This window comes from Exiguobacterium sp. s56 (assembly GCF_018618255.1).
Lineage (GTDB): Bacteria > Bacillota > Bacilli > Exiguobacteriales > Exiguobacteriaceae > Exiguobacterium > Exiguobacterium chiriqhucha.
Genome location: NZ_JACSLR010000005.1, coordinates 26633 through 50122, shown reverse-complemented (window position 1 = coordinate 50122; position 23490 = coordinate 26633). Strand labels below are relative to the sequence as shown.

Genomic DNA, 23490 nt, shown 5'->3' with positions numbered 1-23490 from the left:
TAGCAAATCAATCTTACATTTTTTTTAGTTATTTTGAAACCAAAGTTTCGCTCTAAACGTATAGACAAGTGAGTAAAGAAAGAAGCGAGGTGAGTCGGAGATGTGGTGGCGCGATGACACGGATGAAGATGAGGCAGAATCTCTCTATAAACATATTCTCGAGCTAGAAGCTCGGATTGCAAAACTGATCGCCCATCAAGTCAGGGTGCGTCGCTTGCTCATGCAGGAATCGTCGGAAGCGGCGACCGAGCAAATCATTGCGTTACAAGCGGAAGTCGATCACTATTTGTCACTTCTGCGACAAGAACGGATGGAGGCGGTCGACCGCTATGATCGCTTACGTCTCGAGCAGACGTTAGGACGGGTCCGACAGTCGGTCAATCAACCGACCCGACCGTTGGCAGAGTGGGACACGATTGAACAGGCGCTCGCGCTCGAAGTCGAACATTTGCGCCGCGTCCTTTCGTACGAACGACAGCGTCGCGCCGAGGAGGAGTGGTAATGGAATCGTTAGATCAGCTGTATTGGTGGGTACTCATCATCGCGGGTCTCGGTACATTCGTGTACATGATTTTTTCAGATGCGTTCGATGTATTTGATGGTTGGTTCAATCCCGCCGTCATCTTATCCTTTTTAGCGCTCGGTGCGGGAATCGGATTGATTTTAAATGCGCTTGCCCACGTGTCGCCAATGATAGGGCTTGCCGTCGCCCTCGTCGGTTCATTCGCGCTCACGACGCTCCTGTACTTATTTGTCCTCTTGCCGCTATCGAACGCGGAAGAATCGATCGGAATGACCGATGAATCCCTCGTCGGCCTGATTGGTCGATTGACGGTCCCGGTCCCAGAAGGTGGGTTTGGCGAAGTGCTCGTCGAATCGGTAACGGGATCCGTACTAAAAACGGCCAAGAGTGTCGACGGAAAAGCCATCGATACGACACAACGCGTCGTCATCATCGAAGTCGAACGAAACATTGCGGTCGTCATGGAGTATGACGAACCGACAATCCGAAAGGAGTTTTAACGTATGAACACAGCTATTTTAGCCAGTATTATCGTCGGAGTGATTTTGCTCGCCTTAATTTTCGTCTTCGTGTTGAAGTATCGCACGGTCGGACCAGATGAGGCGCTCATCGTTACCGGCAGCTACTTAGGGAAAAAGAACGTCCATAGCGACGCGTCAGGCAACCGCGTGAAGATTATCCGTGGGGGCGGAACGTTCGTCTTGCCGGTGTTCCAGCAGGCAGAACCACTCAGTCTTCTCTCGAGCAAGCTCGAGGTGACGACGCCGGAAGTGTATACCGAGCAAGGTGTACCGGTCATGGCGGACGGGACGGCCATCATCAAAATCGGCGGCTCAATCAGTGAGATTGCCACGGCGGCCGAACAATTCCTCGGCAAACCGAAAATCGAACGCGAGAACGAGGCGAAAGAAGTGCTCGAAGGTCACCTCCGTTCAATCCTCGGTTCAATGACAGTTGAAGAGATTTATAAGAACCGTGATAAGTTCTCGCAAGAAGTGCAACGCGTCGCCTCACAAGACTTGGCCAAGATGGGTCTCGTTATCGTCTCGTTCACCATCAAAGATGTTCGTGACAAGAACGGCTATCTTGAATCGCTCGGGAAGCCACGAATCGCGCAAGTGAAGCGAGATGCCGATATCGCCACGGCCGAAGCGGACAAAGAGACGCGCATCAAACAAGCAGAAGCGATGAAGGACGCGAAGAAAGCGGAACTTGAACGTGCTTCAGAAATCGCGGAAGCCGAGAAAGAGAACCAGCTTCGTATCGCGGCGTATCGCCGTGAACAAGACGTCGCCAAGGCCCGCGCCGACCAAGCGTATGAGCTCGAAGAAGCGAAAGCGAAGCAAGAAGTCACCGAGCAACAGATGCAGGTCCAAATCATCGAACGTCAAAAGCAAATCGAGCTCGAAGAGAAAGAAATCATGCGTCGTGAGAAACAGTACGATTCTGAAGTGAAGAAGAAAGCCGACGCCGACCGCTATGCGATCGAGCAGTCAGCCGAAGCCGACAAGGCACGTCAAATCGCCGCAGCCGACGCTGAGAAGTACCGCATCGAAGCGGAAGCGAAAGCCGACGCCGAACGGGTCCGCCTCGCCGGTGTGGCCGAGGCCGATTCGGAACGGGCCAAAGGGGAAGCCGAAGCTGACATTATCCGCTTGACGGGTCTCGCCGAAGCCGAAGCGAAACAAAAGATTGCCGAAGCGTTCGAGCAGTATGGTCAAGCCGCCATCCTCGACATGGTCGTCAAGATGCTTCCGGATTATGCGAAACAAATCGCAGCACCGCTTGGCAATATCGACAAGATTACGGTCGTCGATACGGGCAGCGGCAAAGACGGCGGAGCCGGCAAAGTCACGGGTTACGCCACCGACTTGATGGCATCGCTGCAACAGACGCTCAAAGCGTCGTCAGGAATCGATATGAAAGATTTACTCGACAACTTTGCTGGAAAAGGCAACGTTCAGCCGAGTGCGAATCGCGAGTTGAGCGAGTCAACGTTCGCCGCGACGGAAGAATAAGTAGGGAGCCACAGACAAGTCATCGTCTGTGGCTTTTTTTGTTTTACTCAAATTCCCCTAAATTTGAAACGAAAGGCTTCAAACTCGATCGGTTTCTGACGATAAGTGAGATGTCAGACCATTAGAGAGAGGAAGTAGCGATTATGAAGAAATCACTCATCATCGGCTTGTTGGCCGCATGTGTGACTTGGTTACCAGGTTGTCAGTCTGTGATTGACCAACCGGAAGCAACCGTTGAAACCCGTCAATCGATGGGCGTTGTGTTGTCTGATGTTGGTCTCGGGGACCAGTCATTCAGCGATGCGGCGATGCGCGGCATGGGACAACTCCGTGAGACGGGGGAATGGTTCGTCGATTACCGCGAGTTGGATGAGACGGAAACGTACAAGGCCGGGTTCGAACAGCTCGTCGCCGACGGACATGACGTCATCATCGGGCTCGGGTTCGCTTGTCAAGAGGACTTGGAAGCGGTAGCGGCCGAACATCCGGAGCAACAGTTCGCGTTGATCGATGCCGTATCGACATTACCGAACGTCATGTCCGTGACGTTCAAAGAGACGGAAGGAAGTGCGCTAGCCGGTGCAGTCGCGGGGCTCGAGACGGAATCGAACAAAATCGGATTTATCGGGGGCGTCGACAACGAACTGATTCAAAAGTTTGGGACTGGCTTCGAACTCGGAGCGAAAAGTGTCAACGATGACGTGACGATGCTCGTCGACTATGCGAACGATTTTGCATCACCTGAAATCGGGCGCGAATTGGCAGAGAAACAGATTGAAGCCGGAGCGGACGTGTTATACGCCGCTGCAGGACTGACAGGGGTCGGAGTTCTAGAGGCGGCTGAGCGGAACGGTGTGAAGGCCATCGGGGTCGACAGTGATCAATCGATGATTGCACCGGACGCGGTCATCACGTCGATGTTGAAACAAGTTGATTTGGCCATCGTTGAAATCGCGAATCGACTCGAGAACGAGGCGTTCAATACCCACGTCGAACTCGGAATCGATCAAAACGGTGTCGGTTTGGCCGCTCTTCGTCGTGTCCAGTGGGATGACGAAGAGACAAAACAGTTTGAGGCGTTTCAGAAACAGTTGATGGAGGGGACGCTGAAATGAGTTTACGGAAACGGTTTATCTTTTCGACCGTGTTCACGGTCTTGTTGATTGTGTTGATGATGAGTTACGTTTTGACGACACTCAATCGTCTGCAGACGTACAATGAACAGTATGGGACGCAAATGATCGAGCTGTCACAGCTCGAGACGTCGCTCTTGCAAGAACAGTCACTTTGGACATCGCTCGGCGAGCAGATGAGTCAATCGACGCTGACGCAACTCGAGCGCATCCGGGCGACGAACGGAGAAACGTTTGCGATGCTCGAACAGACATATCTGATTCCAGAGTTCGCGACGCACCTTGAACGGGCGACAACGAAGTATGAACGGATTGAAGCTGAAGTGGAGACGGCCGAGGCCGGCGGAATTGCGGCCCGGATTCAAGCCGCCAAACTCGAAGGAGTATTGAACGATGTGAACACACTCCTCTTGAAAAATGGTACGTTCTATGAAGCGCTACAGGCCGAGGCGGCGAGCGAGACGAAACGTCTCCTGCTCGTATCGGTATTGTTGACGGTCTTCGTCATCGGCGCACTCAGTGTCTATAACTTCTTCTTCGCCCGCTCGATCACCCATCCGCTCGAGCGAAACGTTGAGGCGGCGGAAGCAATCGCGGCCGGCCGGTTAATCACGTTGCCGGATTCGACGCGCCGTGATGAAATCGGACGGTTAGAGCGGGCCATGCAAGAGATGACGATGTCGCTCCAGACGGTCATCGGGTCCATTCGCGTCACTTCGATGAAAGTGAACGATATGACGGAGACAGCGGCCGCCGAGAACGAGGCCGTGGTCAGCACGACGTCGAACATCACGAATGCAGTCGATGAGATGGCGAACGGGGCACAGTCGATTGCAACGGAACTGCAAGAGACGCTCGAATCGGTCGGCATCATGGCGACCTCGTTCGAGACGAGTTTGAACCAGACGAAGCAGACGACTGAACAGACGACCGAGATGACTCGTGAAGTCGCGGCCGGTATCGAGACGCTGACGGACCAGGAAGAGATTCTAGAGCGCTCGAGCGCGCGCAACGCATCACTCGTCAATCGGATGGATGACTTCGCCCGGAAGACCGAAGAGATTGAAAAAATGGCAAAACTCGTGGAAGACGTCGCCGCCCAAACGAACCTGCTCGCCTTGAACGCCGCCATCGAGGCTGCACGGGCTGGGGAGGCCGGACGAGGGTTTGCAGTCGTCGCCAGCGAAGTCAAGAAGCTGGCTGAAGAAAGTAACGTGGCGACACGTTCGATTTTCGGAGTCGTCCAGACGATTCGCGATGAGGTCGCCCGCTTGACGGATATGGTCGAAGAGTCGAGTCGTGAGCAGACGGCACAGCTCGAGGCGTTCGGATTGACGAAGCAGGCGTTCAGTCGAATCCATGACCGGACCGATCACGTCGCCTCGTTCGTCGGGACGATCGAGCGCGAGATGGTCGCATCGAGCACGGAAGTCACGAACGTCTTGAAACGGGTCGAGGAAGTGAGCGGCGTGACCGAGGAACTCGCGGCGGGCAATGAAGAAGTCGCGGCCTCGATGAAAGAGCAACAAGCGAGCTTCGATCAAATTTTCGCCTTGATGCAGGAGTTAGAAGGGCAGGCCGCCGCACTCGCGAGCCAAGTCCAACATTTTGAAGAGCACTGAGACAAGTTTCGGCTTGTCTCTTTTTTGTCGTCTCGAAGCGGATGCGACACACGCCTATCAGGGTCATAAGCGCATCAGAAACGTCAAAGGCGGAACGGGCGCACCGATGTCTATTTGCTCATACTAGAGGGAAGACTCACGCGAGGAGGAGACGTATGGAAAAGTGGAGACGGTATGTCGTCGTGCTGCTCGTCGGATTATTCATTGGGGTGGGCTATATGTTTTACTCGAAAGAACCGGAGACGCCGATGGTCGAACAGTTCGTGGCGACACCCGAGCCGGAAATCGAGCCGAGCGTCCCGACCGAAATCGTCGTCTATGTGACCGGGGCTGTCGAGGCGCCCGATATGTATACGATGCCGCAAGGGGCCCGTGTTGGGGATGTGTTGTCTCTCGCCGTCTTGACGGCCGAGGCTGATCCCGAACAATTGAATTTGGCCCAATTGCTCGTCGATGGGACGAAAGTGAGCGTCCCGAAAAAAGGGGAGACGGTCGTTGTGCCTGCCGCTGAAGAAGCGGGCGGGGGGACGAACGGGGTCCATGTTAACAGTGCGACGAAGGACGAATTGATGACAGTACCGGGCATCGGTCCGGCCAAAGCCGAGGCGATTCTCAATCATTTGAAACAGCATGGGCCGTTCAAGTCATATGAAGAGATCGGCAACGTCAAAGGGTTCGGGGAGAAGACGTTAGAAAGCATGGAAGGTTATCTCTTGGTTCCATGACATGCCACTGTATCCATTGTTGCCAATCAGCCTATTCATTGCCGGGATACACGGATCAGTCGCCCTCTGCCTCCTGTTGTCTGTCGCCATCGCCTTCACTTGGCGTGGTCAATCCGTCTATGCGCACGTTGGTGCCGTCCTGCTCGTCCTGTTCGTGTTCGTACGTCCTGACGCCGAACCGTTGCCGGTGGACGGACCCTATCTGTTCGCCATCGAGAGCCGGCGGGACAATGGCCAATCGGCGCGGCTGTATGGACAAATCGACGGAAAGGAGGGTGTATTGACCGGCCGTGACCTCTCGCTCGGTCGTCCCGGAGAGACGTGCCTCGTCACGTTCACGCAGACCCCGTTCGCACCGTTGCGCAATACAGGTGGGTTCGACGAGGCGGCTTGGGCGTATGGGGCCGGACTTGCGTTCAAAGGGAGTGACGTCGCCATCGAGGCGTGTCGTCCGAGTGACGGCATGAGTGGACGGATGCTCCGTTGGAAGGAACGACAGCTCGCGAGAATCGAGACGACGTATCGGCCGGATGTGGCGCTTTATATGGAGGCGTTATTGTTCGGGGAGAGTCGGTTGCTCGATGAGGATACCTCGTTTTCTTACCGGGTGACCGGTCTGCTCCATCTGCTCGTCATCTCCGGTTCACATATCGCGCTCCTCGTGCTCGGATTGCGTTGGACGACGCGGCCGTTGCCGTTGCGACGAGAGACGAAGACAATGTTGATTCTCGTTGTGGTCACGTTGTTCGGATGGTTGACCGGGTTTTCGCCGCCAGTGGCGCGGGCCGTGCTCGTCGCCGACGTGTTGCTCGGGCTGTCACTGTTTGGTTACCGTGTCCGCGACCCGATTCGGTTGCTCAGTTGGTGCGCGGCGTTCTTGCTCGCCTTGCAACCGTACTTGCTATGGAATTTAGGGTTTCAGTTGACGGTTGCGATGACGTTGTTCTTGCTCGTGACTCGCCCGATTTGGACAGGACCGTTCGGGCTGGCCGTATATGCTCAATGGTTCGGGCTCATCTTGTTATGGCCCGTTCAACCGATTATATCGGTGTTGGCACCCGTGTATAACGTCGTCGGCGCTTTCTTAATTTCCTGGATCGTCATTCCGCTCGCCCTGTTCGCGTATATCGTGCCGACCGCTGAAAAGCTCCTGCATCCGATCCTCGATGGCCTGAATGGGACGTTCGCCCTGCATCACGATTGGCGGCCTTGGCTTCCGCTGCATGAGTTTACGTTTTGGCACGCTCTTGGCCTCGCTGTCGTCCTGTGGGGCGGATTGATGCTCCTTGAGTGGAAACGATGGAGCGGTTGGGGGCTTGCCGTGATTGCGCTCTTGCTCATGCATGGCGTCCTTGAATGGGGCGAAGAGCCGCGCGTCACGTTTTTAGACGTCGGACAAGGCGATGCCGTCGTCGTCGAGTACGGCGAGGTCACGGGAGTCATCGATGTCGGCGGAGTGTTTCAAGACCCGAAAGAATCGAAACGGTCCACCTATGACCCGGGAGCGGACGTCGTCGCCCCGTACATATGGAAGCGAGGGGAGACGCGCCTCGACTTCTTATTGCTTACCCATGCCGATCATGATCACGTCGGCGGACTGTCCGGTTTGCTCTCGTCCATCGAAGTCGATGAGGTGTGGCTCTCGGCGGAAGTAGCGGATCAAGGCAAACGAGACGAGTTACTGGCCGAGCTGGAGACCTATCAAGTCCCGGTCAGGCTCCTGTCGAGCGGGGATAGGCCGTATCCATGGATGTGGGTCGTCGCACCGGGAAAGGCGGGCGAGGACGAGAATGCGAACTCGGTGTCGCTGTTCATGCAGGTCGGGGCGCTCACGTATTTATTGACTGGGGATTTGCCGGACACGCGGGAAGAGATGATTCCGACCGTTGACGTCGATGTGTTCAAATTAGGGCATCATGGGTCGAACACATCGTCGAGTGAGGCGCTGTTGAACCGAATCAATCCGGAATGGGTCATCATCAGTGTCGGAAGGAACAATCGTTACGGACATCCGCATCTTGACACGCTACAACGTCTCGAGGGAAAGCGGGTATTACGGACGGACGAGGACGGGATGGTCGTCTGTGAACGAAATCGGTGTCGCGGGATTGTGACGAAGGCAGTACCGCCATGAAAAACTATGATAAACTAAAAAAGCGATTGCTCCCCCGGGGCAATCGCTTTCTGACTGACTTATAAGCTCAAGAACTTGATGAGGACACCAATCGCGAAGATGGTGAAGAAAAAGCCGAACGGGACGATGAAGCCGATTGCTGAATCGATGGCATCGTTACGTTTGCACTGTACGTCGTTCTCGAACGGGTTTTCGCTTTGTGGGCGAACAGAGTTAATATGCATAGTGAGTCCCTCCTTGAAATGGTTCCGTCCTAAGTATAGCGAATCAGTGAAGGATAATCTATGTTTAGATAAGAATAAATTGTGAAAGTGGTGTGTGTTTTGAATGAACCGTGGCTGCATAACGGAAAGTTGTCGAACGTGTACGTCCTGTTTGGGACAGAAAAATATTTGCTAGAGACGTGGGAGCGGGCCATCATCAAAGCGGCCAACCCATCTGGTGACCACTTTGATGTCATGCAGCTCGACTTGCACGAGACGTCACTCGACACGGCGCTCGATGAGGCGGAGACGGTACCGTTCTTTAGCGAGTATCGGACCGTCATCGTCAAACAAGCGCAGTTCTTGACGGGGGCAAAAGAGAAGCAAAAGCAAAACGTCGAGCGATTGACCGAATACGCGTTACAACCAGCGCCTTATTCCGTACTCGTCTTTATTATCGAAGCGGAGAAGCTCGACGAACGGAAAAAAGTCGTCAAGCGCTTAAAAGAGCGGGCCATCGTGCTCGAAGCGAAAAAACCGAGCCAGTCGGAGCTGATGCGCTACGTCGGCGACGAGCTGAACCGGCGCGGCCAAAAAATGGAGCGGGCGACCGTCGAACGGCTGTTGTTCCTCTGTCAGGATGATTGGGGCAAACTCGTCCGCGAGCTCGAGAAGTTGCAACTGTACGCGAGTGAAGGGGCAGAGATTCCGATTGATATCGTCAACGATCTCGTCCCGCGGACACTCGAAGACAACGTGTTCCAACTGTCCGAATTCTTAGTGGCCCGTCGTGCGGATGCGGCGCTTCGGCTCGTCCGTGATTTAGAGAAGCAAGGTCAAGAGCTGATCGGTTTGTTAGCACTCCTCGCGCGACAGTACCGGAATATGTATCTCGCGAAACAGCTGACGGAGAAGGGGTATGGCGAGAAGCAAATCGCCTCGAAAATCGGGGCGCATCCGTATACGGTGAAACTGGCCTCGCAAGCGAGCCGGAATTTCTCCGAGGCTCAGCTCGGACGGGCACTGACATTGATTGCCGACGCGGATGAGGCAATGAAGACGGGACGGGGTGACAAGCAGATCGTGTTTGATACGCTCGTCTGCCAATTGACATTACTGTGAGGTGAGGACATGGGGTTACAGGAAGTAGGGTTAGAAGCGGTGATTCCGCTTCGGCATGAAGTGTTGCGGCCCGGTTTGCCGGTGGAGACGTGTTATTTTGAAGGGGATGACGCGGAGACGACGCGTCACTTCGCCTGGGTCGAAGATGGACGTGTCGTGTCCATCGCGACCGTGATGGAAGTGGGGCGTGACTTCGATGGTCAGACGGTGCCGTACCAACTCAGAGGGATGGCGACTGACCCGACATCTACTGGTCAAGGGATTGGCTCGTCGTTTTTACAGGCGTTGCATGAAGCGGTCAATGAGTCGTGGTGGTGCAACGCCCGAGAAGTGGCAGTCCGTTTTTATGAGCGGAACGGGCTAGTCGTCGTGGGCGAACCGTTCGAGATTCCTGAAATCGGGACCCATTACGTCATGCGAACCCAAAAAACAGCCGGCTCCTAATGGAGGCGGCTGTTTCGTTTTAGTCTCTAATTAGAGAGCTGCGATGCGAGCTGCAAGACGTGATTTGTCACGGCCAGCTTTGTTTTGGTGGATAAGACCTTTTGCTGCAGCTTTGTCGATTTTCTTCGTAGCGAGGACGAAAGCTTCTTGAGCAGCTTCTTTGTTTCCTTCGAGTACGAGAGCGTCAACACGTTTCACTGCTGTACGCATTGCTGCTTTCTCTTGCGAGTTCGCGACGCGACGCTTTTCAGAAGTTTTTGCACGTTTGATTGCTGATTTGATGTTTGCCATTGTTTTGTCACCCCCTGAAACAAGAAAGTGTATGTTCTTATTACTTCAAGTAATCATTCAACAGAACAAGCACAATTGTAGCAAACGCTTATTCGAAAAGCAACCACTTGATGATTATTCTGAAAACTATATGTGGTATTGTTGAAGTAGGTCGTACACATTAACTTAGGATTTTGATATAATGACACGGTATGCATGAGAAGGATAGGTGAACCCATATATGAACAAACAAGAATTAGAGAATCGTCAGAAGAAGATTCGGAACTTTTCCATCATCGCTCACATCGATCATGGGAAGTCGACGCTCGCTGACCGGATTCTCGAGAGAACTGGTGCGCTCACGGCGCGTGAAATGAAAGAACAGACGCTCGATGCGATGGATCTCGAACGGGAACGTGGGATTACAATCAAGTTGAACGCCGTTAAATTGAACTATACCGCAAAAGACGGAGAAGAGTACATCCTTCACTTGATCGATACACCGGGACACGTCGACTTCACGTATGAAGTGTCACGTTCACTCGCAGCATGTGAAGGGGCTGTCCTCGTCGTCGATGCGGCGCAAGGCATCGAGGCCCAGACGCTCGCGAACGTTTATCTCGCGCTTGATAACGACCTTGAAATCATCCCGGTCATCAACAAGATCGACTTGCCGTCTGCGGACGTCGAACGCGTCCGTCAAGAGATTGAGGACGTCATCGGTTTGGATGCGAGTGATGCCGTACCGGCTTCGGCCAAAGCGGGAATCGGGATTGAAGAGATTCTCGAACAGATCGTCGAACTCGTCCCAGCACCGACGGGAGATCCGTCAGCGCCACTTCAGGCGTTGATTTTCGACTCGTATTATGACGCTTATCGCGGCGTCGTCGCTTCGATTCGAATCGTTAACGGTTCGGTCAAAGTCGGAGACAAGGTACAAATGATGTCGACGGGCAAATCGTTTGAAGTCACGGACCTCGGCGTCTCGACACCGAAACCGTTATCGGTGAAAGAATTGAATGTCGGCGACGTTGGGACGCTCTCGGCGTCGATTAAAACGGTCGGCGACGTTCGTGTCGGTGATACGATCACACTCGCCAAAAACCCTTCGACGGAACAACTCCCGGGTTACCGGAAGATGAACCCGATGGTATACTGCGGTCTCTATCCGATTGACGCGGCGAAGTACAACGATTTGCGTGAAGCACTTGAACGGCTTCAGTTGTCGGACGCGGCGCTCGAGTTCGAGCCGGAGACGTCACAGGCACTCGGATTCGGATTCCGGAGCGGATTCCTCGGCATGCTCCACATGGAAATCATTCAAGAGCGAATCGAGCGTGAATTCGGCATTGATTTGATTACGACGGCACCGTCGGTTATCTATCACGTCACGACGACAGCAGGGGACGTCATCCACGTCGACAACCCGTCGAAGATGCCAGAACAGCAAAAAGTTGAATTGATTGAAGAGCCATACGTCAAAGCGGCCATCATGACACCGAACGATTATGTCGGTGCCATCATGGAGCTCTGTCAGAAGAAACGCGGTAGCTTCATCGATATGCAGTATATCGACACGACCCGCGTCAAAATCACGTACGACATCCCGCTCAGTGAGATCGTCTACGACTTCTTCGACCAGTTGAAGTCGAGCACGAAAGGCTATGCGTCGCTCGATTACGACTTGATCGGCTATCGTCCGTCGCGACTCGTCAAGATGGATATCCTCCTCAACAACGAGCTCGTCGATGCCTTGAGCTTCATCGTGCACCGTGATTTCGCCTACGAACGTGGGAAGGTCATCGTCGAGAAGCTGAAAGCACTCATCCCGCGGATGCAGTTCGAAGTGCCGATTCAAGCAGCAGTCGGAACGAAGATTGTGGCCCGCTCGACAATCAAGGCACTCCGTAAGAACGTTCTCGCCAAATGTTACGGTGGTGACATCTCGCGGAAACGTAAATTGCTCGAGAAGCAAAAAGAAGGTAAAAAGCGCATGAAAATGGTTGGTTCCGTCGAAGTGCCACAAGAAGCATTCATGTCCGTCTTGTCGATGGACGAAGAATAATCGTTCGCCCTTATCTCCGGATAAGGGCGATTTTTGTCATTTGGCAGGATTCGGCACGTCAGGCACGGAATAGTACGTACTTACAGAGAAATAGAGGAGGAGTGGCGGTGATCTATAATTTTTCAGCCGGGCCGGGCGTCTTGCCGGAACCGGTCTTACGTGAAGTGCAAGCCGAGTTTCTTTCCTATAAACAAGGGGTGTCCATCGTCGAAATGAGTCACCGTTCCGACACGTTCGCCACAATCGTCGAGCAGCTCGAGGCGAGACTGCGGCGATTGATGCAGATTCCTGACGACTATGCCGTCCTGTTTCTACAAGGCGGTGCCACCCTACAATTCTCGATGGTGCCGATGAACCTGCGCGAGTCGGGGCGCTTCGCCTATCTCGACAGCGGGATTTGGTCGAAAAAAGCGATTGCTGATGCGAAACACTACGGTGACGTCGTCGTCGCCGGCAGTTCGGCAGCGGTCAAGTATCGAGACCTTCCCGCATGGCCAGAGACGATTTCAGACGTCGACTATCTTCATGTGACGTTGAACAACACGATTGAAGGGACGCGCTATACGAAACTGCCGGACACGGACGTCCCGATCGTCGCCGACGTCTCGTCGAACATCTTGGCGGAAACGATTGACGTCAAGCGCTATGGGCTATTATATGCCGGTGCCCAAAAAAATATCGGGCCGGCCGGATTGACGCTCGTCATCATCCGTCGCGATTTGATTGTCGACCGTGACTTGCCGTCATACCTCGCGTACAGCAAGCACGTCGATACGCTGCTCAACACTCCATCGACGTTCAGTCTATACGTCGCCGAGCGCGTGCTCGCCTGGGTCGAGGGAGAAGGCGGGGTCGAGGCGATGGAACGTCGCAACGTCGAGAAGAGTGGTCTATTTTACGACGCCTTGGATGCATCGCCAATGTTTCATGCCGTCGTCTCGGGCAAGGACCGGTCGCTGACGAACATTCCGTTCACGACAGGGGATGCCGAGACGGACCGGGCGTTCCAACGATTCGCCGAGGCACGCGGGTTAATCGAGCTCGGGGGTCATCGTTCGGTCGGCGGCCTGCGAGCCAGTCTATACAACGCGATGCCGCTCGAAGGCGTGAAGCGTCTCATCGATGTGATGCATGAGTTTGAACAGGAGGGACAAGATGTTTCATATAAAAACGTATAATCAAATCGCAGAAGACGGGTTACGGCGTTTCGAGCCGAGCGAGTATGCCGTCAATGACGCCGAACAAGCGGACGCCTGGGTCATTCGGAGCCATGACGTCCATCAGGCGGACATCCCGCCTTACTTGCTCGCCATCGCCCGGGCCGGTGCCGGCGTGAACAATATCCCGCTCGACCGGCTCGCCCGTCAAGGGGTCGTCGTGTTCCATACGCCGGGCGCGAATGCGAACGCGGTCAAAGAACTCGTGCTCGCCAGCATGCTGTTATCGGTCCGTCCGATTTTGGAAGGGGCGAACTGGATCAACGATCACACGTTTGCCGATCAGACATCGCTCGAAGAAGCGATGGAACAACAGAAACGGCGTTTCGTCGGGTCCGAACTGCGAGGCAAGCGCGTCGGCATCGTCGGTCTCGGTGCAATCGGGGCGTCGCTCGCGAACGATTTGCTCCATCTCGGCATCGACGTCATCGGGTACGACCCGCACTTATCGGTCGACGGGGCCTGGAATATCTCACAACAAGTAAAACGGGCGAAGCAGTTGAGCGAGTTGCTCGCCGACGTCGACATCCTGACGATTCATATGCCGCTCACGGATGACACGCGCCACATGATTGATGCGACATGGTTCAAGCAGATGAAACCGGGCGCTACCGTTTTGAATTTCGCCCGGGGTGAACTCGTGAATGACGCCGATTTGTTAGAAGCGCTCGATGACAACGTGGCGACATACATCACTGACTTCCCGAAACAAGTGCTGCTCGGACATCCGCAAGTCGTCGCGTTCCCGCATCTCGGCGCCTCGACCCACGAGTCTGAGGTGAACTGTGCAATCCAAGCCGTCGATACGCTCAAACTGTATCTCGAGACCGGTAGTATCCGAAACTCGGCCAATTTCCCGAACACGGAACTCCCTTACGTCGGCAAGCGGCGTTTGGCCGTGCTCCATTTGAACGTCCCGAACATGGTCGGTCAAATCGCGAGCCGGCTCGCCGAGAACGGAATCAATATCGACAACATGGTCAACCGGAGCCGCAACGACGTGGCCTATACGTTGATCGACATCGACAACCATAAACACGAGACGCTATCTGTGCACGCCCTGTACGACATCGAGGGCGTCATGCGCGTCCGCGAATTTTAAGGAGGAATGATCATGGTCGTATTCAAACCGTTTGCCCCATACATGCCAACCCATCCCGAGAACGTCGCAGCCGACCCGTACGATATCGTCAGCGTCGAACAAGCACGTGAAGACGTCAAACTGCGTCCCGACTCGTTCCTTGCGGTCGATAAACCAGAAGTGTTCACAGCGGACATGCCGCTCGAGGCGTGGGGACAACGAGCCCGTCATGAGCTCGAACGGCTTTATAAGAGCGAGTTGACCGAACGGACCCACGGGTTTTATGTTTACCGGCTCATCGATCAAGGGCGTGTCCAGACAGGGCTCGTCGCCACATTCTCGGTGACCGATTATGAGGCCGGTCGCATCAAGATTCATGAGCACACCCGTGCCGCGAAAGAACGCGAACGCGTCGAGCACGTATCGGCGACGAAAGCGCACACTGGTCCGATTTTGATGAGCCACGCGCCGGACGAAGGGTTGCGTCGCATCTTGGACGACGCGACGACAGGAGAGGCGTTGTTTGCCTTCACGGACAGTGAAGGTGTCATCCATGAAGGCTATGCCGTGCCATCCAAGCATCAAGCACGCATCATCATGCTCGGGGCCAGCATTCCGGCCATCTATATCGCCGATGGGCATCACCGGGCCAAAGCCGCAGCCGTCGTCGCACGGAGCCCGATTCATGAAGGGGAATCGAAACAAGAGCGGGACCACTTCCTCGGCGTCTTGTTCCCGAGCGATGAGCTGACGATTTTGCCATATCACCGGATTTTGAATCAAGTGGACACAGAAGAAGTGATGGTGCTGCTCGAAAGTCTGGATTTATCGTATGACCTCGAGTCGGTCCCTGCCTTGTATGTCCCGAACGAGCGGGGCACGTTCGGTTTGTCTTACCGGGGCGAGCATTTCATGCTCAAAAAATTGCAGACGACGACGTCGCTCGACGTCGCGACGCTGCAACGGGATGTGCTCGAACCGTATTTTCACGTCACGGACGTTCGCACCGATCACCGAATCGATTTCATCGGCGGCAAGGACGCACCGAAACGTCTCGCCGACTTGGCTAAACGTGATGACGTCGTCGTATTGACGTGTCATGCCACGGCGATGGAAGAGCTGATGCGCGTCGCCGACGAGAACGGTCAAATGCCGCCAAAATCGACGTGGTTCGAACCGAAACTGAAGAGCGGTCTGTTCATTCATCGGTTCGATTGAACGTGCAGAGTGGCGTCCCGGCGTGAAAAGCGTTATAAATGGAAGAGAAGAAAGGGGTGGCCGCCATGGCTAAAGCCGTATATCTTCACATTCCATTTTGTGAACATATTTGTTATTACTGTGATTTCAACAAGGTGTTCTTAAAGAACCAACCGGTTGATGACTATTTAGATGCACTTGAACGGGAAATCATCCTCTCGCTCGAACAATATCCGACCGATACGATCGAGACGATCTTTATCGGCGGTGGGACACCGACGGCGCTCAATGAGGCGCAGATGAAACGACTCATGGATATGGTCGCGCGTCATCTGCTCCCGCTCGCGTCTCCGAATTTGGAGTATTCGGTCGAGGCGAACCCGAACTTCGTCAGTGCGGAGAAACTCGACACGATGAAGCAAGGAGGGGTCAACCGCGTCAGTTTCGGCGTCCAAACGTTCGACGACGGCGGACTCGAGCGCATCGGACGGACGCACCGGGCCGATGACGTGTTTGCGACCGTGACGGAAGCTGCGAAGCGATTCGATAACATCTCGATTGACTTGATGTTCGGTTTGCCGGAACAGACGCTCGAGCAGATTGAGCGCGACCTCGACTTGGCGTTCGAGCTCCCGATTCAACACGTGTCTTCCTATTCGTTGATTCTCGAGCCGCACACCGTGTTCGCGATTCAAGAGCGAAAAGGGAAGCTGCGCCTTCCGGGCGAGGACATTGAAGTCGCGATGTATTTGAAAGTGATGGAGACGCTCGAACGGCGTGGATTGAAACAATATGAGATTTCAAACTATAGCCTCGAAGGGCGGGAGAGCCGTCATAACCAAGTGTACTGGCGCAATGAAGAGTATTACGGCTTCGGCGCCGGCGCGCATAGTTATTTGAACGGGGAACGTCGGGCGAACATCGCCCCGATTCCGCACTATATCAAAGCGGAAGGGTTACCGGTCCGCAATACGACGACGCTCGAGATATTCGAGAAGATGGAAGAAGAACTGTTCCTCGGACTCCGGATGCGCCAAGGCGTGTCGTTTGCGACGTTCGAGTCGAAGTACGGTGTATCGATGCGTTCGGTGTTCGGGCACGTCTTGACGGAGCTCGAGGCGAAGCGGTTGATTGAGACGACGGACACACACGTCCGCTTGACCGAGTCGGGACTCCCGCTCGCCAATGAGGCGTTCGCGGCCTTCATCGGTGAAGCGCGTGTGAATGACGCTCACGATCAACCTTCATTATCATAAAAATAGGGCGGACCCGACTTGGGTCCGCCCTTGATTGTTTATAAGACTAGGTCTCGATAAATCGGCATGAGCCGGCTGAACGTATCCTCGACGAGCGCCAGGAAGGCGGCTTCGTTTTGAAGGATCGACGCATCGGCCGGAAGTTGGCGGCCGATTAAGAAGTCAGCTTTCTTCACGGTCGCGAAGCGTTCCGTCATCGTCTCAATCGATTCGGTTGACATATCCTCGATTAAAAACGCGTCTTTCTTCATATGGTCCCCGGCGATATGGAAGTCAGGGAAATCCGATTTGAAGTCGAGTGCCATAAGCCGGCGGCCGATTGCTTCCTTGTTCGGCATCTCATAGATGAAGGCGAGCCAGACGAAGACGCGGTCGTCGAATAAGCCGACCTGGAAATGGGGATGTTTCTTATAGCCGCGTTTGTCATGGCAGATCGCCATCCACGTGTCCTTCGGCGGATTGACCGTCCGGCGGGCATGCTTGGCGACATGTAAATAGAGCGGGATGCCGACGTCGGCTTCGAGCTGAGGCCCGACCTCGTCATAAATCCGGTGGAACAGCGGTTGAATCTCTGAGCGGATCCCGGCCATCCGGGCGTCGAGTCCGTCTTGCGTGAATACGTCGAATTGTTGTGTTGTAAACATCTAATCACCTCATTTCGTATCATACCGAATGTTGACGAAACATGCATATCCGAACGCTTGAACGGACTGGAAAAAATGAGCCAAATGAATTGACAAATAAGGAGAACATGATAATATTTGAAGTGTGATTAGCACTCAGTAAATATGAGTGCTAATAAAGCGAGGCCAATCCTTCAGAGAGGAGTGATGTTGTGCTGACAGAGAGACAATTGCTCATTTTACGAGCGATCATCGATGATTATATTCAGACGGCTCAACCGGTCGGGTCGCGGACGTTATCGAAGCGGGATGACTTATCATTCAGTTCGGCGACGATCCGTAACGACATGGCCGATTTAGAAGACATGGGTTTGATTGAAAAGCCGCATACGTCGGCCGGACGAATCCCGTCCGAAATCGGCTATCGGTATTATGTCGACCATCTCGTCGAGACGAAAATCATCGACGAGCGCGAGACGTATCGTCTCGGTGAACGACTGCGCGCTTCGGCCCAAGAGTCGGAAGTGCTCATCCGTCAAGCCGCTGACCTGCTCTCTGATTTGACCAACTATACGACGGTGGCACTCGGTCCGAACAGCCAGATGAATCGCCTGGCCCGAATCGACTTGATGCCGCTCGACGAACGGCGCGGCGTCGTCTTGATCGTGACCGATCAAGGCCACGTCGAACATCGGACGGTCGTATTCGACTCTCCGATGGCGCCTGACTTGGTCGAACAGACGATTCGTTTCTTGAACGATCGTCTCAAAGGGACTCCACTCGGTCAGCTAAAGTTCCGAATCGGGGAAGAAGTGGCCAAACTTCGACTCGCGCACCAGGAACAATTTGAGTTCATGATGCAACTCATTCAATCGACCGTCGAAGTCCAACATCCTGCTTCGCTATATCTAGGGGGGAAGAAGAACATCTTCAACCAACCTGAGTTTCAGACGCTCGACACGTTGCGTCCGTTCCTCGAATGGATCGATGAACAGGAACGGTTGACCGACTGGCTCGAATCGTTGCCAAACCGCGAGATTTATGTGAGCATTGGTAGCGAGAATGGCATCGTCGCGCTTCAAAATTGTAGCGTCATCACGTCCGACTATACGCTCGACGGGAAGACGTTCGGGACAATCGCCATGATTGGACCGACCCGGATGGACTATCGACACGGTGTCCAAATGATGGGACAAATCATTGAGGCGTTAAGGCGAACGAAATTAGAAGAGTGATGGAAAGGAGCCTCATTATGACAACTGACAAACAAAACGGGCCTGAACCAGAAGAAGTGCTCGAAGAAAAAGATTTTGATCCGAAACAGACAGAGGCTGTCGAAGCAGAAGAGGTTTCAAATGTTGAGTTTGTGGAAGAAACTTCTGAAGGGACGGATTTACAAAAAGAAATCGATGCACTCAAAGCGAGCGAGCTCCGCATCCGTGCGGACTTTGATAACTTCCGTCGTCGGACGAACGAAGAGAACGCGAAACGCGTGAAGTTCGCGTCACAGACGGTCGTCGAGAAGTTGATTCCGCTCATCGATAACTTCGAGCGCGCGCTCCAAGTCGAGGCGACTTCGGACGACGCCAAGCAGATTCAAGCGGGCGTCGACATGATTCACCGCCAGTTACTCGACGTCTTGAACGGTGAGAACGTCGAAGTGATTGAAGCGGTTGGCCAACCGTTCGACCCGAACTATCATCAAGCGGTCATGCAAGAGCCGAGCGATGAGTTCGAATCGGGCATCGTGACGATGGAGCTTCAAAAAGGGTACACGATGCACGGACGCGTCATTCGTCCGAGCATGGTAAAAGTCTCAGAATAACATTACTTAATTAGATGGAGGAATAGACAATGGGTAAAATTATCGGAATTGACTTAGGTACAACGAACTCATGTGTGGCAGTTATGGAAGGTGGCGAAGCAGTCGTCATCTCGAACGCAGAAGGGAACCGTACGACACCATCTGTCGTCGCATTCAAAGGCGAAGAGCGTCAAGTCGGAGAAGTAGCGAAACGTCAAGCGATCACGAACCCGAACACGATTCAATCGATTAAGCGTCACATGGGAACGTCGCATACGGTCGAAGTTGACGGCAAGAAATTCACGCCGCAAGAAATCTCGGCAATCATTTTGCAGAAATTGAAAAAAGATGCAGAAGACTACCTCGGTGAAACGGTGACGGAAGCAGTCATCACTGTTCCTGCCTACTTCAACGATGCGGAGCGTCAAGCGACGAAAGATGCAGGGAAAATCGCTGGTCTCGACGTCAAACGAATCATCAACGAGCCGACGGCAGCTGCACTCGCTTACGGTCTCGATAAAGGTGAAGACCACACGATCTTGATTTATGACCTCGGTGGCGGTACGTTCGACGTCTCGATTCTCGAACTTGGCGACGGCGTCTTCGAAGTTGTCGCAACAGCAGGGGACAACCGTCTCGGTGGTGACGACTTTGACCAAAAAGTCATCGACTATCTCGTGGCAGAATTCAAAAAAGAGAACGGCATCGACCTCGCTCAAGACAAGATGGCGCTTCAACGTTTGAAAGATGCAGCCGAGAAAGCGAAGAAAGACCTTTCTGGTGTGACGAGCGCGCACATCAGCCTTCCGTTCATCACGGCCGGAGCAGCTGGTCCGCTTCACCTTGAAACGACACTCACACGTGCGAAATTCGAAGAGTTGACAGCCGACCTCGTCGAGCGCACGATGGAGCCGACACGCCGCGCGTTGAAAGACTCAGGTCTTACACCGTCTGACCTCGACAAGATCATCCTCGTCGGTGGTTCGACACGTATCCCAGCGGTTCAAAAAGCGATTCACGACTTCACGAAGAAAGAGCCGTTCAAAGGCGTGAACCCGGATGAAGTCGTCGCCCTCGGTGCCGCAATCCAAGGTGGCGTCCTTGCCGGTGACGTCAAAGACGTCGTCCTTCTCGACGTGACTCCGCTCTCGCTCGGTATCGAGACGATGGGTGGCGTGATGACGAAGTTGATCGATCGCAACACGACGATCCCGACTTCGAAATCACAAGTCTTCTCGACGGCGGCTGACAGCCAGCCAGCGGTAGACATCCACGTCCTCCAAGGGGAACGTCCGATGGCACCAGACAACAAGACACTCGGTCGCTTCCAGTTGACGGACATTCCGCCGGCACCACGTGGCGTGCCACAAATCGAAGTCAAATTCGACATCGATGCGAACGGAATCGTTCACGTATCGGCGAAAGACCTCGGTACGAACAAAGAACAGTCCATCACGATTCAATCGTCTTCAGGGATCGACGAGGCTGAAATCGAGCGTATGGTAAAAGAAGCGGAAGCGAACGCGGAAGCTGACAAACAACGTAAAGAAGAAGCTGAACTCCGCAACGAGACAGACCAACTCGTCTTCGCAACGGACAAGGCGATCAAAGACCTCGGCGACAAAGTCGACGCTACGGACAAAGAGCGCGCTGAAGCTGCGAAAGAAAAAGCGAAAACGGCACTCGAAGGCACAGACCTCGAAGCCCTCCGTACGGCGAAAGACGAATTGTCGAACGTCGTGCAAGAGTTGACGCAAAAAGTATATGCGAACATGGCTGAACAGCAAGGTGCTGAAGGTGCAGAGACGCAGACGGAAGCGAAAGACGACAACGTCGTTGACGCTGAGTTTGAAGATCTCGACGATCGCAAATAAGGCAACCGATAGAGAGGAGAGCGCCAAAGCAGGTTTCTGCTTTGGCTCTTTCCATGTTAAGGTAGATTCGGTAGAATTTTAGTTTAGACAGTGTAGAGGAGAGAGTAACGTGGCGAAACGAGATTATTATGAAGTGCTTGGCCTAGATAAATCGGCCTCGGCACAAGACATCAAACGTGCTTATCGCAAGCTGGCACGCCAGTATCACCCTGACATCAACCAAGAGCCGGATGCGGCCGACAAGTTCAAAGAGCTCGGTGAAGCATACGAAGTATTGTCAGACGAACAGAAACGGGCCCAATACGACCGTTTCGGTTTTGAAGGGGCCAGCCAATTCGGCGGCGGTGGCGACTTCCAAGGCGGCTTCGGTGACATCTTCGACATGTTCTTCGGTGGCGGTGGGGGACGTCGTCAAGACCCGAACGCTCCACGACGCGGGGAAGACTATCAATACGTCGTCGACCTCGATTTCATGGAGAGTGTGACCGGCAAGACGGAAATCATCGATCTTGAGATTGAAGTCGAATGCGACACGTGCATGGGCAGCGGCGCCAAACCGGGAACAAAACCGGATACGTGCAGCCGTTGTGGCGGCAGCGGTGTCGAGACGGTCGAACAGAACACGATTCTCGGCCGGATGGTCAATCAACGGACGTGTAGCCAATGTCACGGAAGCGGGAAGACGATTAAAGAAAAATGTGAGACGTGTCACGGCTCTGGCCATGTGAAGAAACAGAAGCAAGTCGAAGTCAAGATTCCAGCTGGAATCGACAACGGCCAACAAATCCGTCTATCAGGCAAAGGCGGTCCTGGCTTTAACGGCGGCCCAGCCGGCGACCTGTATATTGTCGTTCGCGTCCGGGCGCATGAAATCTTTGAACGGGTCGACCAACATATCACGATGGAGATGCCGGTCACGTTCGCCCAGGCCGCACTCGGCGCGGAACTCGAAGTTCCGACCGTCCACGGCAAAGTGAGTTTGAAAGTTCCAGCCGGCACGCAGACCGGTTCGCGATTCCGGTTGCGCGGCAAAGGGATGCCGAGCGTCCGCGGCGGCGGCAATGGCGACCAGTACGTCAATATCGTCATCATGACGCCGACGAATATGACCGACCGTCAAAAAGAATTGCTCCGTGAATTCGAAGAGATTAGCGGAGAAGCAGGCGTCGAAGAACAACACGGCCTGTTCCAAAAGATGAAGAAGTTTTTTAGCCAGTAAAAGGAGCGTGTTCAAACAATGAAATGGTCTGAAATTTGTGTCCACACGACACAGCAGGCAGTCGAAGCCGTATCGAATTTACTACATGAAGTGGGGGCACAAGGGGTCGTCATCGAGGACGTCGAAGATTACGACCAGATGATGGCCGAAGACCATTTCGGCGAGATTTGGGACGTGTCGGGCCGTGAATCGTATCCGACGTCCGGTGTTTATGTGAAAGCATACGTACCGGCCTCAGGTGATTTTCAAGACACGCTCGCTGCGTTCAAAAAAGAAGTGGATGGCTTGCGTCATGTGCTCGATATCGGCACCGGTGACGTGACGGTCGTCGAGATGGACGAAGAGGACTGGGCCCATTCGTGGAAGCAGTACTACAAGCCCGTCAAAATCTCACAACATTTGACGATCGTTCCGCTTTGGGAAGATTATGAGCCACAACCGGAAGAGAACGTCATCTTACTCGATCCGGGTATGGCGTTCGGGACGGGGACGCATCCGACGACGATGCTCTGCATTCAGGCGATCGAGAACTATATCCGACCGGGTGACCGATTGATTGATGTCGGCACGGGTTCAGGTGTCCTCGCCATCGCTGCTGCGAAGCTTGGGGCCGAACGAGTCGAGGCACTCGATTTGGATGCGGTCGCCGTCGAATCGGCGCGTCAAAACGTCGAGACGAACGGTGTCGGCAACGTCATCGACGTGAAGACGGGTGACTTGTTGAAAGGGATGACGGGGGAGTATGACCTCGTCGTCGCCAATATTTTGGCCGACGTCATCATGCTGTTCATCGATGATGCATATGCGCGCGTCAAACCGGGCGGCTACTTCATCACGTCGGGTATTATAGGACAGAAGCGGGCCGAGGTGACAGAGGCGCTCAAGGCGTCCGGATTCGCGATTGAAGAGACACGGGTCATGGAAGACTGGGTCGCCATCATCGCGAAGAAAGGATGAGCC

22 protein-coding genes are annotated in these 23490 nt (G+C 54.1%); 19 read left to right on the top strand and 3 right to left on the bottom strand.

Annotated features, from left to right (window positions below):
- Positions 1 to 100 precede the first annotated feature (100 nt).
- The 7 genes from KNP71_RS06740 (at position 101) to KNP71_RS06710 (ending at position 8155) form a co-directional block, all read left to right on the top strand.
- Positions 101 to 502, top strand: a complete 402-nt coding sequence (locus KNP71_RS06740) for a hypothetical protein (RefSeq protein ID WP_021065652.1) — start codon at positions 101 to 103, stop codon at positions 500 to 502.
- Positions 502 to 1023: an NfeD family membrane protein gene (locus tag KNP71_RS06735; protein WP_021065653.1), complete on the top strand. Its 522-nt coding sequence runs from the start codon at positions 502 to 504 to the stop codon at positions 1021 to 1023. Before KNP71_RS06740 ends, KNP71_RS06735 begins: the two co-directional genes overlap by 1 nt.
- Positions 1024 to 1026: 3 nt before the next feature.
- Positions 1027 to 2541 (top strand): flotillin lipid rafts scaffold protein FloT, encoded by a 1515-nt coding sequence (locus KNP71_RS06730; protein ID WP_021065654.1) that lies wholly within the window; start codon positions 1027 to 1029, stop codon positions 2539 to 2541.
- Between the two features lie 143 nt (positions 2542 to 2684).
- Positions 2685 to 3656, top strand: a complete 972-nt coding sequence (locus KNP71_RS06725; RefSeq protein WP_021065655.1) for a BMP family lipoprotein — start codon at positions 2685 to 2687, stop codon at positions 3654 to 3656.
- Positions 3653 to 5296 (top strand): methyl-accepting chemotaxis protein, encoded by a 1644-nt coding sequence (locus tag KNP71_RS06720; protein WP_131471289.1) that lies wholly within the window; start codon positions 3653 to 3655, stop codon positions 5294 to 5296. Before KNP71_RS06725 ends, KNP71_RS06720 begins: the two co-directional genes overlap by 4 nt.
- 155 nt (positions 5297 to 5451) lie before the next feature.
- Positions 5452 to 6021, top strand: a complete 570-nt coding sequence (locus KNP71_RS06715; protein ID WP_021065657.1) for a helix-hairpin-helix domain-containing protein — start codon at positions 5452 to 5454, stop codon at positions 6019 to 6021.
- 1 nt (position 6022) lies between these two features.
- Entirely contained in the window at positions 6023 to 8155 is a 2133-nt protein-coding gene (locus tag KNP71_RS06710; RefSeq protein ID WP_131471288.1) for a ComEC/Rec2 family competence protein, read from the top strand.
- A 59-nt stretch (positions 8156 to 8214) separates the two neighbouring features.
- On the opposite strand, the gene KNP71_RS06705 is transcribed toward KNP71_RS06710, so the two are convergent.
- A complete protein-coding gene (locus tag KNP71_RS06705) occupies positions 8215 to 8379 on the bottom strand; it encodes a YqzM family protein (RefSeq protein ID WP_016508105.1) in 165 nt (54 codons plus the stop codon).
- Positions 8380 to 8469: 90 nt separating this feature from the next.
- Between KNP71_RS06705 and holA the strand changes: the two genes are divergently transcribed.
- Positions 8470 to 9480, top strand: a complete 1011-nt coding sequence (holA, locus tag KNP71_RS06700; RefSeq protein WP_235045161.1) for a DNA polymerase III subunit delta — start codon at positions 8470 to 8472, stop codon at positions 9478 to 9480.
- A gap of 9 nt (positions 9481 to 9489) precedes the next feature.
- Positions 9490 to 9924, top strand: a complete 435-nt coding sequence (locus KNP71_RS06695; RefSeq protein WP_029595202.1) for a GNAT family N-acetyltransferase — start codon at positions 9490 to 9492, stop codon at positions 9922 to 9924.
- A gap of 30 nt (positions 9925 to 9954) precedes the next feature.
- Here the strand turns inward: KNP71_RS06695 and rpsT are convergent, their stop codons facing one another.
- Positions 9955 to 10215 (bottom strand): 30S ribosomal protein S20, encoded by a 261-nt coding sequence (gene rpsT / locus KNP71_RS06690; RefSeq protein WP_021065661.1) that lies wholly within the window; start codon positions 10213 to 10215, stop codon positions 9955 to 9957.
- Between the two features lie 220 nt (positions 10216 to 10435).
- Here rpsT and lepA point away from each other — a divergent pair, with 220 nt between their 5' ends.
- From lepA to hemW, 5 genes are all read left to right on the top strand, one after another.
- Complete coding sequence (lepA, locus tag KNP71_RS06685; RefSeq protein ID WP_021065662.1) at positions 10436 to 12259, top strand: translation elongation factor 4; 1824 nt, start codon at positions 10436 to 10438, stop codon at positions 12257 to 12259.
- Positions 12260 to 12360: 101 nt separating this feature from the next.
- On the top strand, positions 12361 to 13437 hold the full coding sequence (gene serC / locus KNP71_RS06680; protein ID WP_131471287.1) for a 3-phosphoserine/phosphohydroxythreonine transaminase: 1077 nt from the start codon (positions 12361 to 12363) through the stop codon (positions 13435 to 13437).
- Positions 13415 to 14578: a 3-phosphoglycerate dehydrogenase family protein gene (locus KNP71_RS06675; protein WP_131471286.1), complete on the top strand. Its 1164-nt coding sequence runs from the start codon at positions 13415 to 13417 to the stop codon at positions 14576 to 14578. Before serC ends, KNP71_RS06675 begins: the two co-directional genes overlap by 23 nt.
- A gap of 12 nt (positions 14579 to 14590) precedes the next feature.
- A complete protein-coding gene (locus KNP71_RS06670; RefSeq protein WP_131471285.1) occupies positions 14591 to 15775 on the top strand; it encodes a DUF1015 domain-containing protein in 1185 nt (394 codons plus the stop codon).
- A gap of 65 nt (positions 15776 to 15840) precedes the next feature.
- Positions 15841 to 17010, top strand: coding sequence for a radical SAM family heme chaperone HemW (gene hemW / locus KNP71_RS06665; RefSeq protein WP_131471284.1), 1170 nt, complete (start codon positions 15841 to 15843; stop codon positions 17008 to 17010).
- Positions 17011 to 17048: 38 nt separating this feature from the next.
- Here hemW and KNP71_RS06660 read toward each other — a convergent pair whose 3' ends face one another.
- Positions 17049 to 17654 carry a DUF1054 domain-containing protein gene (locus KNP71_RS06660; protein WP_131471283.1) on the bottom strand — a complete coding sequence of 202 codons (606 nt, stop codon included), beginning with the start codon at positions 17652 to 17654 and terminating at the stop codon, positions 17049 to 17051.
- Positions 17655 to 17845: 191 nt separating this feature from the next.
- Here KNP71_RS06660 and hrcA point away from each other — a divergent pair, with 191 nt between their 5' ends.
- The 5 genes from hrcA to prmA all read left to right on the top strand — a co-directional run bounded on the left by hrcA (position 17846) and on the right by prmA (position 23487).
- Complete coding sequence (gene hrcA / locus KNP71_RS06655; RefSeq protein WP_029595209.1) at positions 17846 to 18868, top strand: heat-inducible transcriptional repressor HrcA; 1023 nt, start codon at positions 17846 to 17848, stop codon at positions 18866 to 18868.
- Positions 18869 to 18885: 17 nt separating this feature from the next.
- Positions 18886 to 19458: a nucleotide exchange factor GrpE gene (gene grpE / locus KNP71_RS06650; RefSeq protein ID WP_029595210.1), complete on the top strand. Its 573-nt coding sequence runs from the start codon at positions 18886 to 18888 to the stop codon at positions 19456 to 19458.
- A 29-nt stretch (positions 19459 to 19487) separates the two neighbouring features.
- Positions 19488 to 21311 carry a molecular chaperone DnaK gene (gene dnaK, locus KNP71_RS06645; RefSeq protein ID WP_029595211.1) on the top strand — a complete coding sequence of 608 codons (1824 nt, stop codon included), beginning with the start codon at positions 19488 to 19490 and terminating at the stop codon, positions 21309 to 21311.
- Positions 21312 to 21420: 109 nt separating this feature from the next.
- Entirely contained in the window at positions 21421 to 22530 is a 1110-nt protein-coding gene (gene dnaJ / locus KNP71_RS06640) for a molecular chaperone DnaJ (protein WP_131471282.1), read from the top strand.
- 18 nt (positions 22531 to 22548) lie between these two features.
- Positions 22549 to 23487 (top strand): 50S ribosomal protein L11 methyltransferase, encoded by a 939-nt coding sequence (gene prmA, locus KNP71_RS06635; RefSeq protein WP_029595213.1) that lies wholly within the window; start codon positions 22549 to 22551, stop codon positions 23485 to 23487.
- The last annotated feature ends 3 nt before the right edge of the window (positions 23488 to 23490 follow it).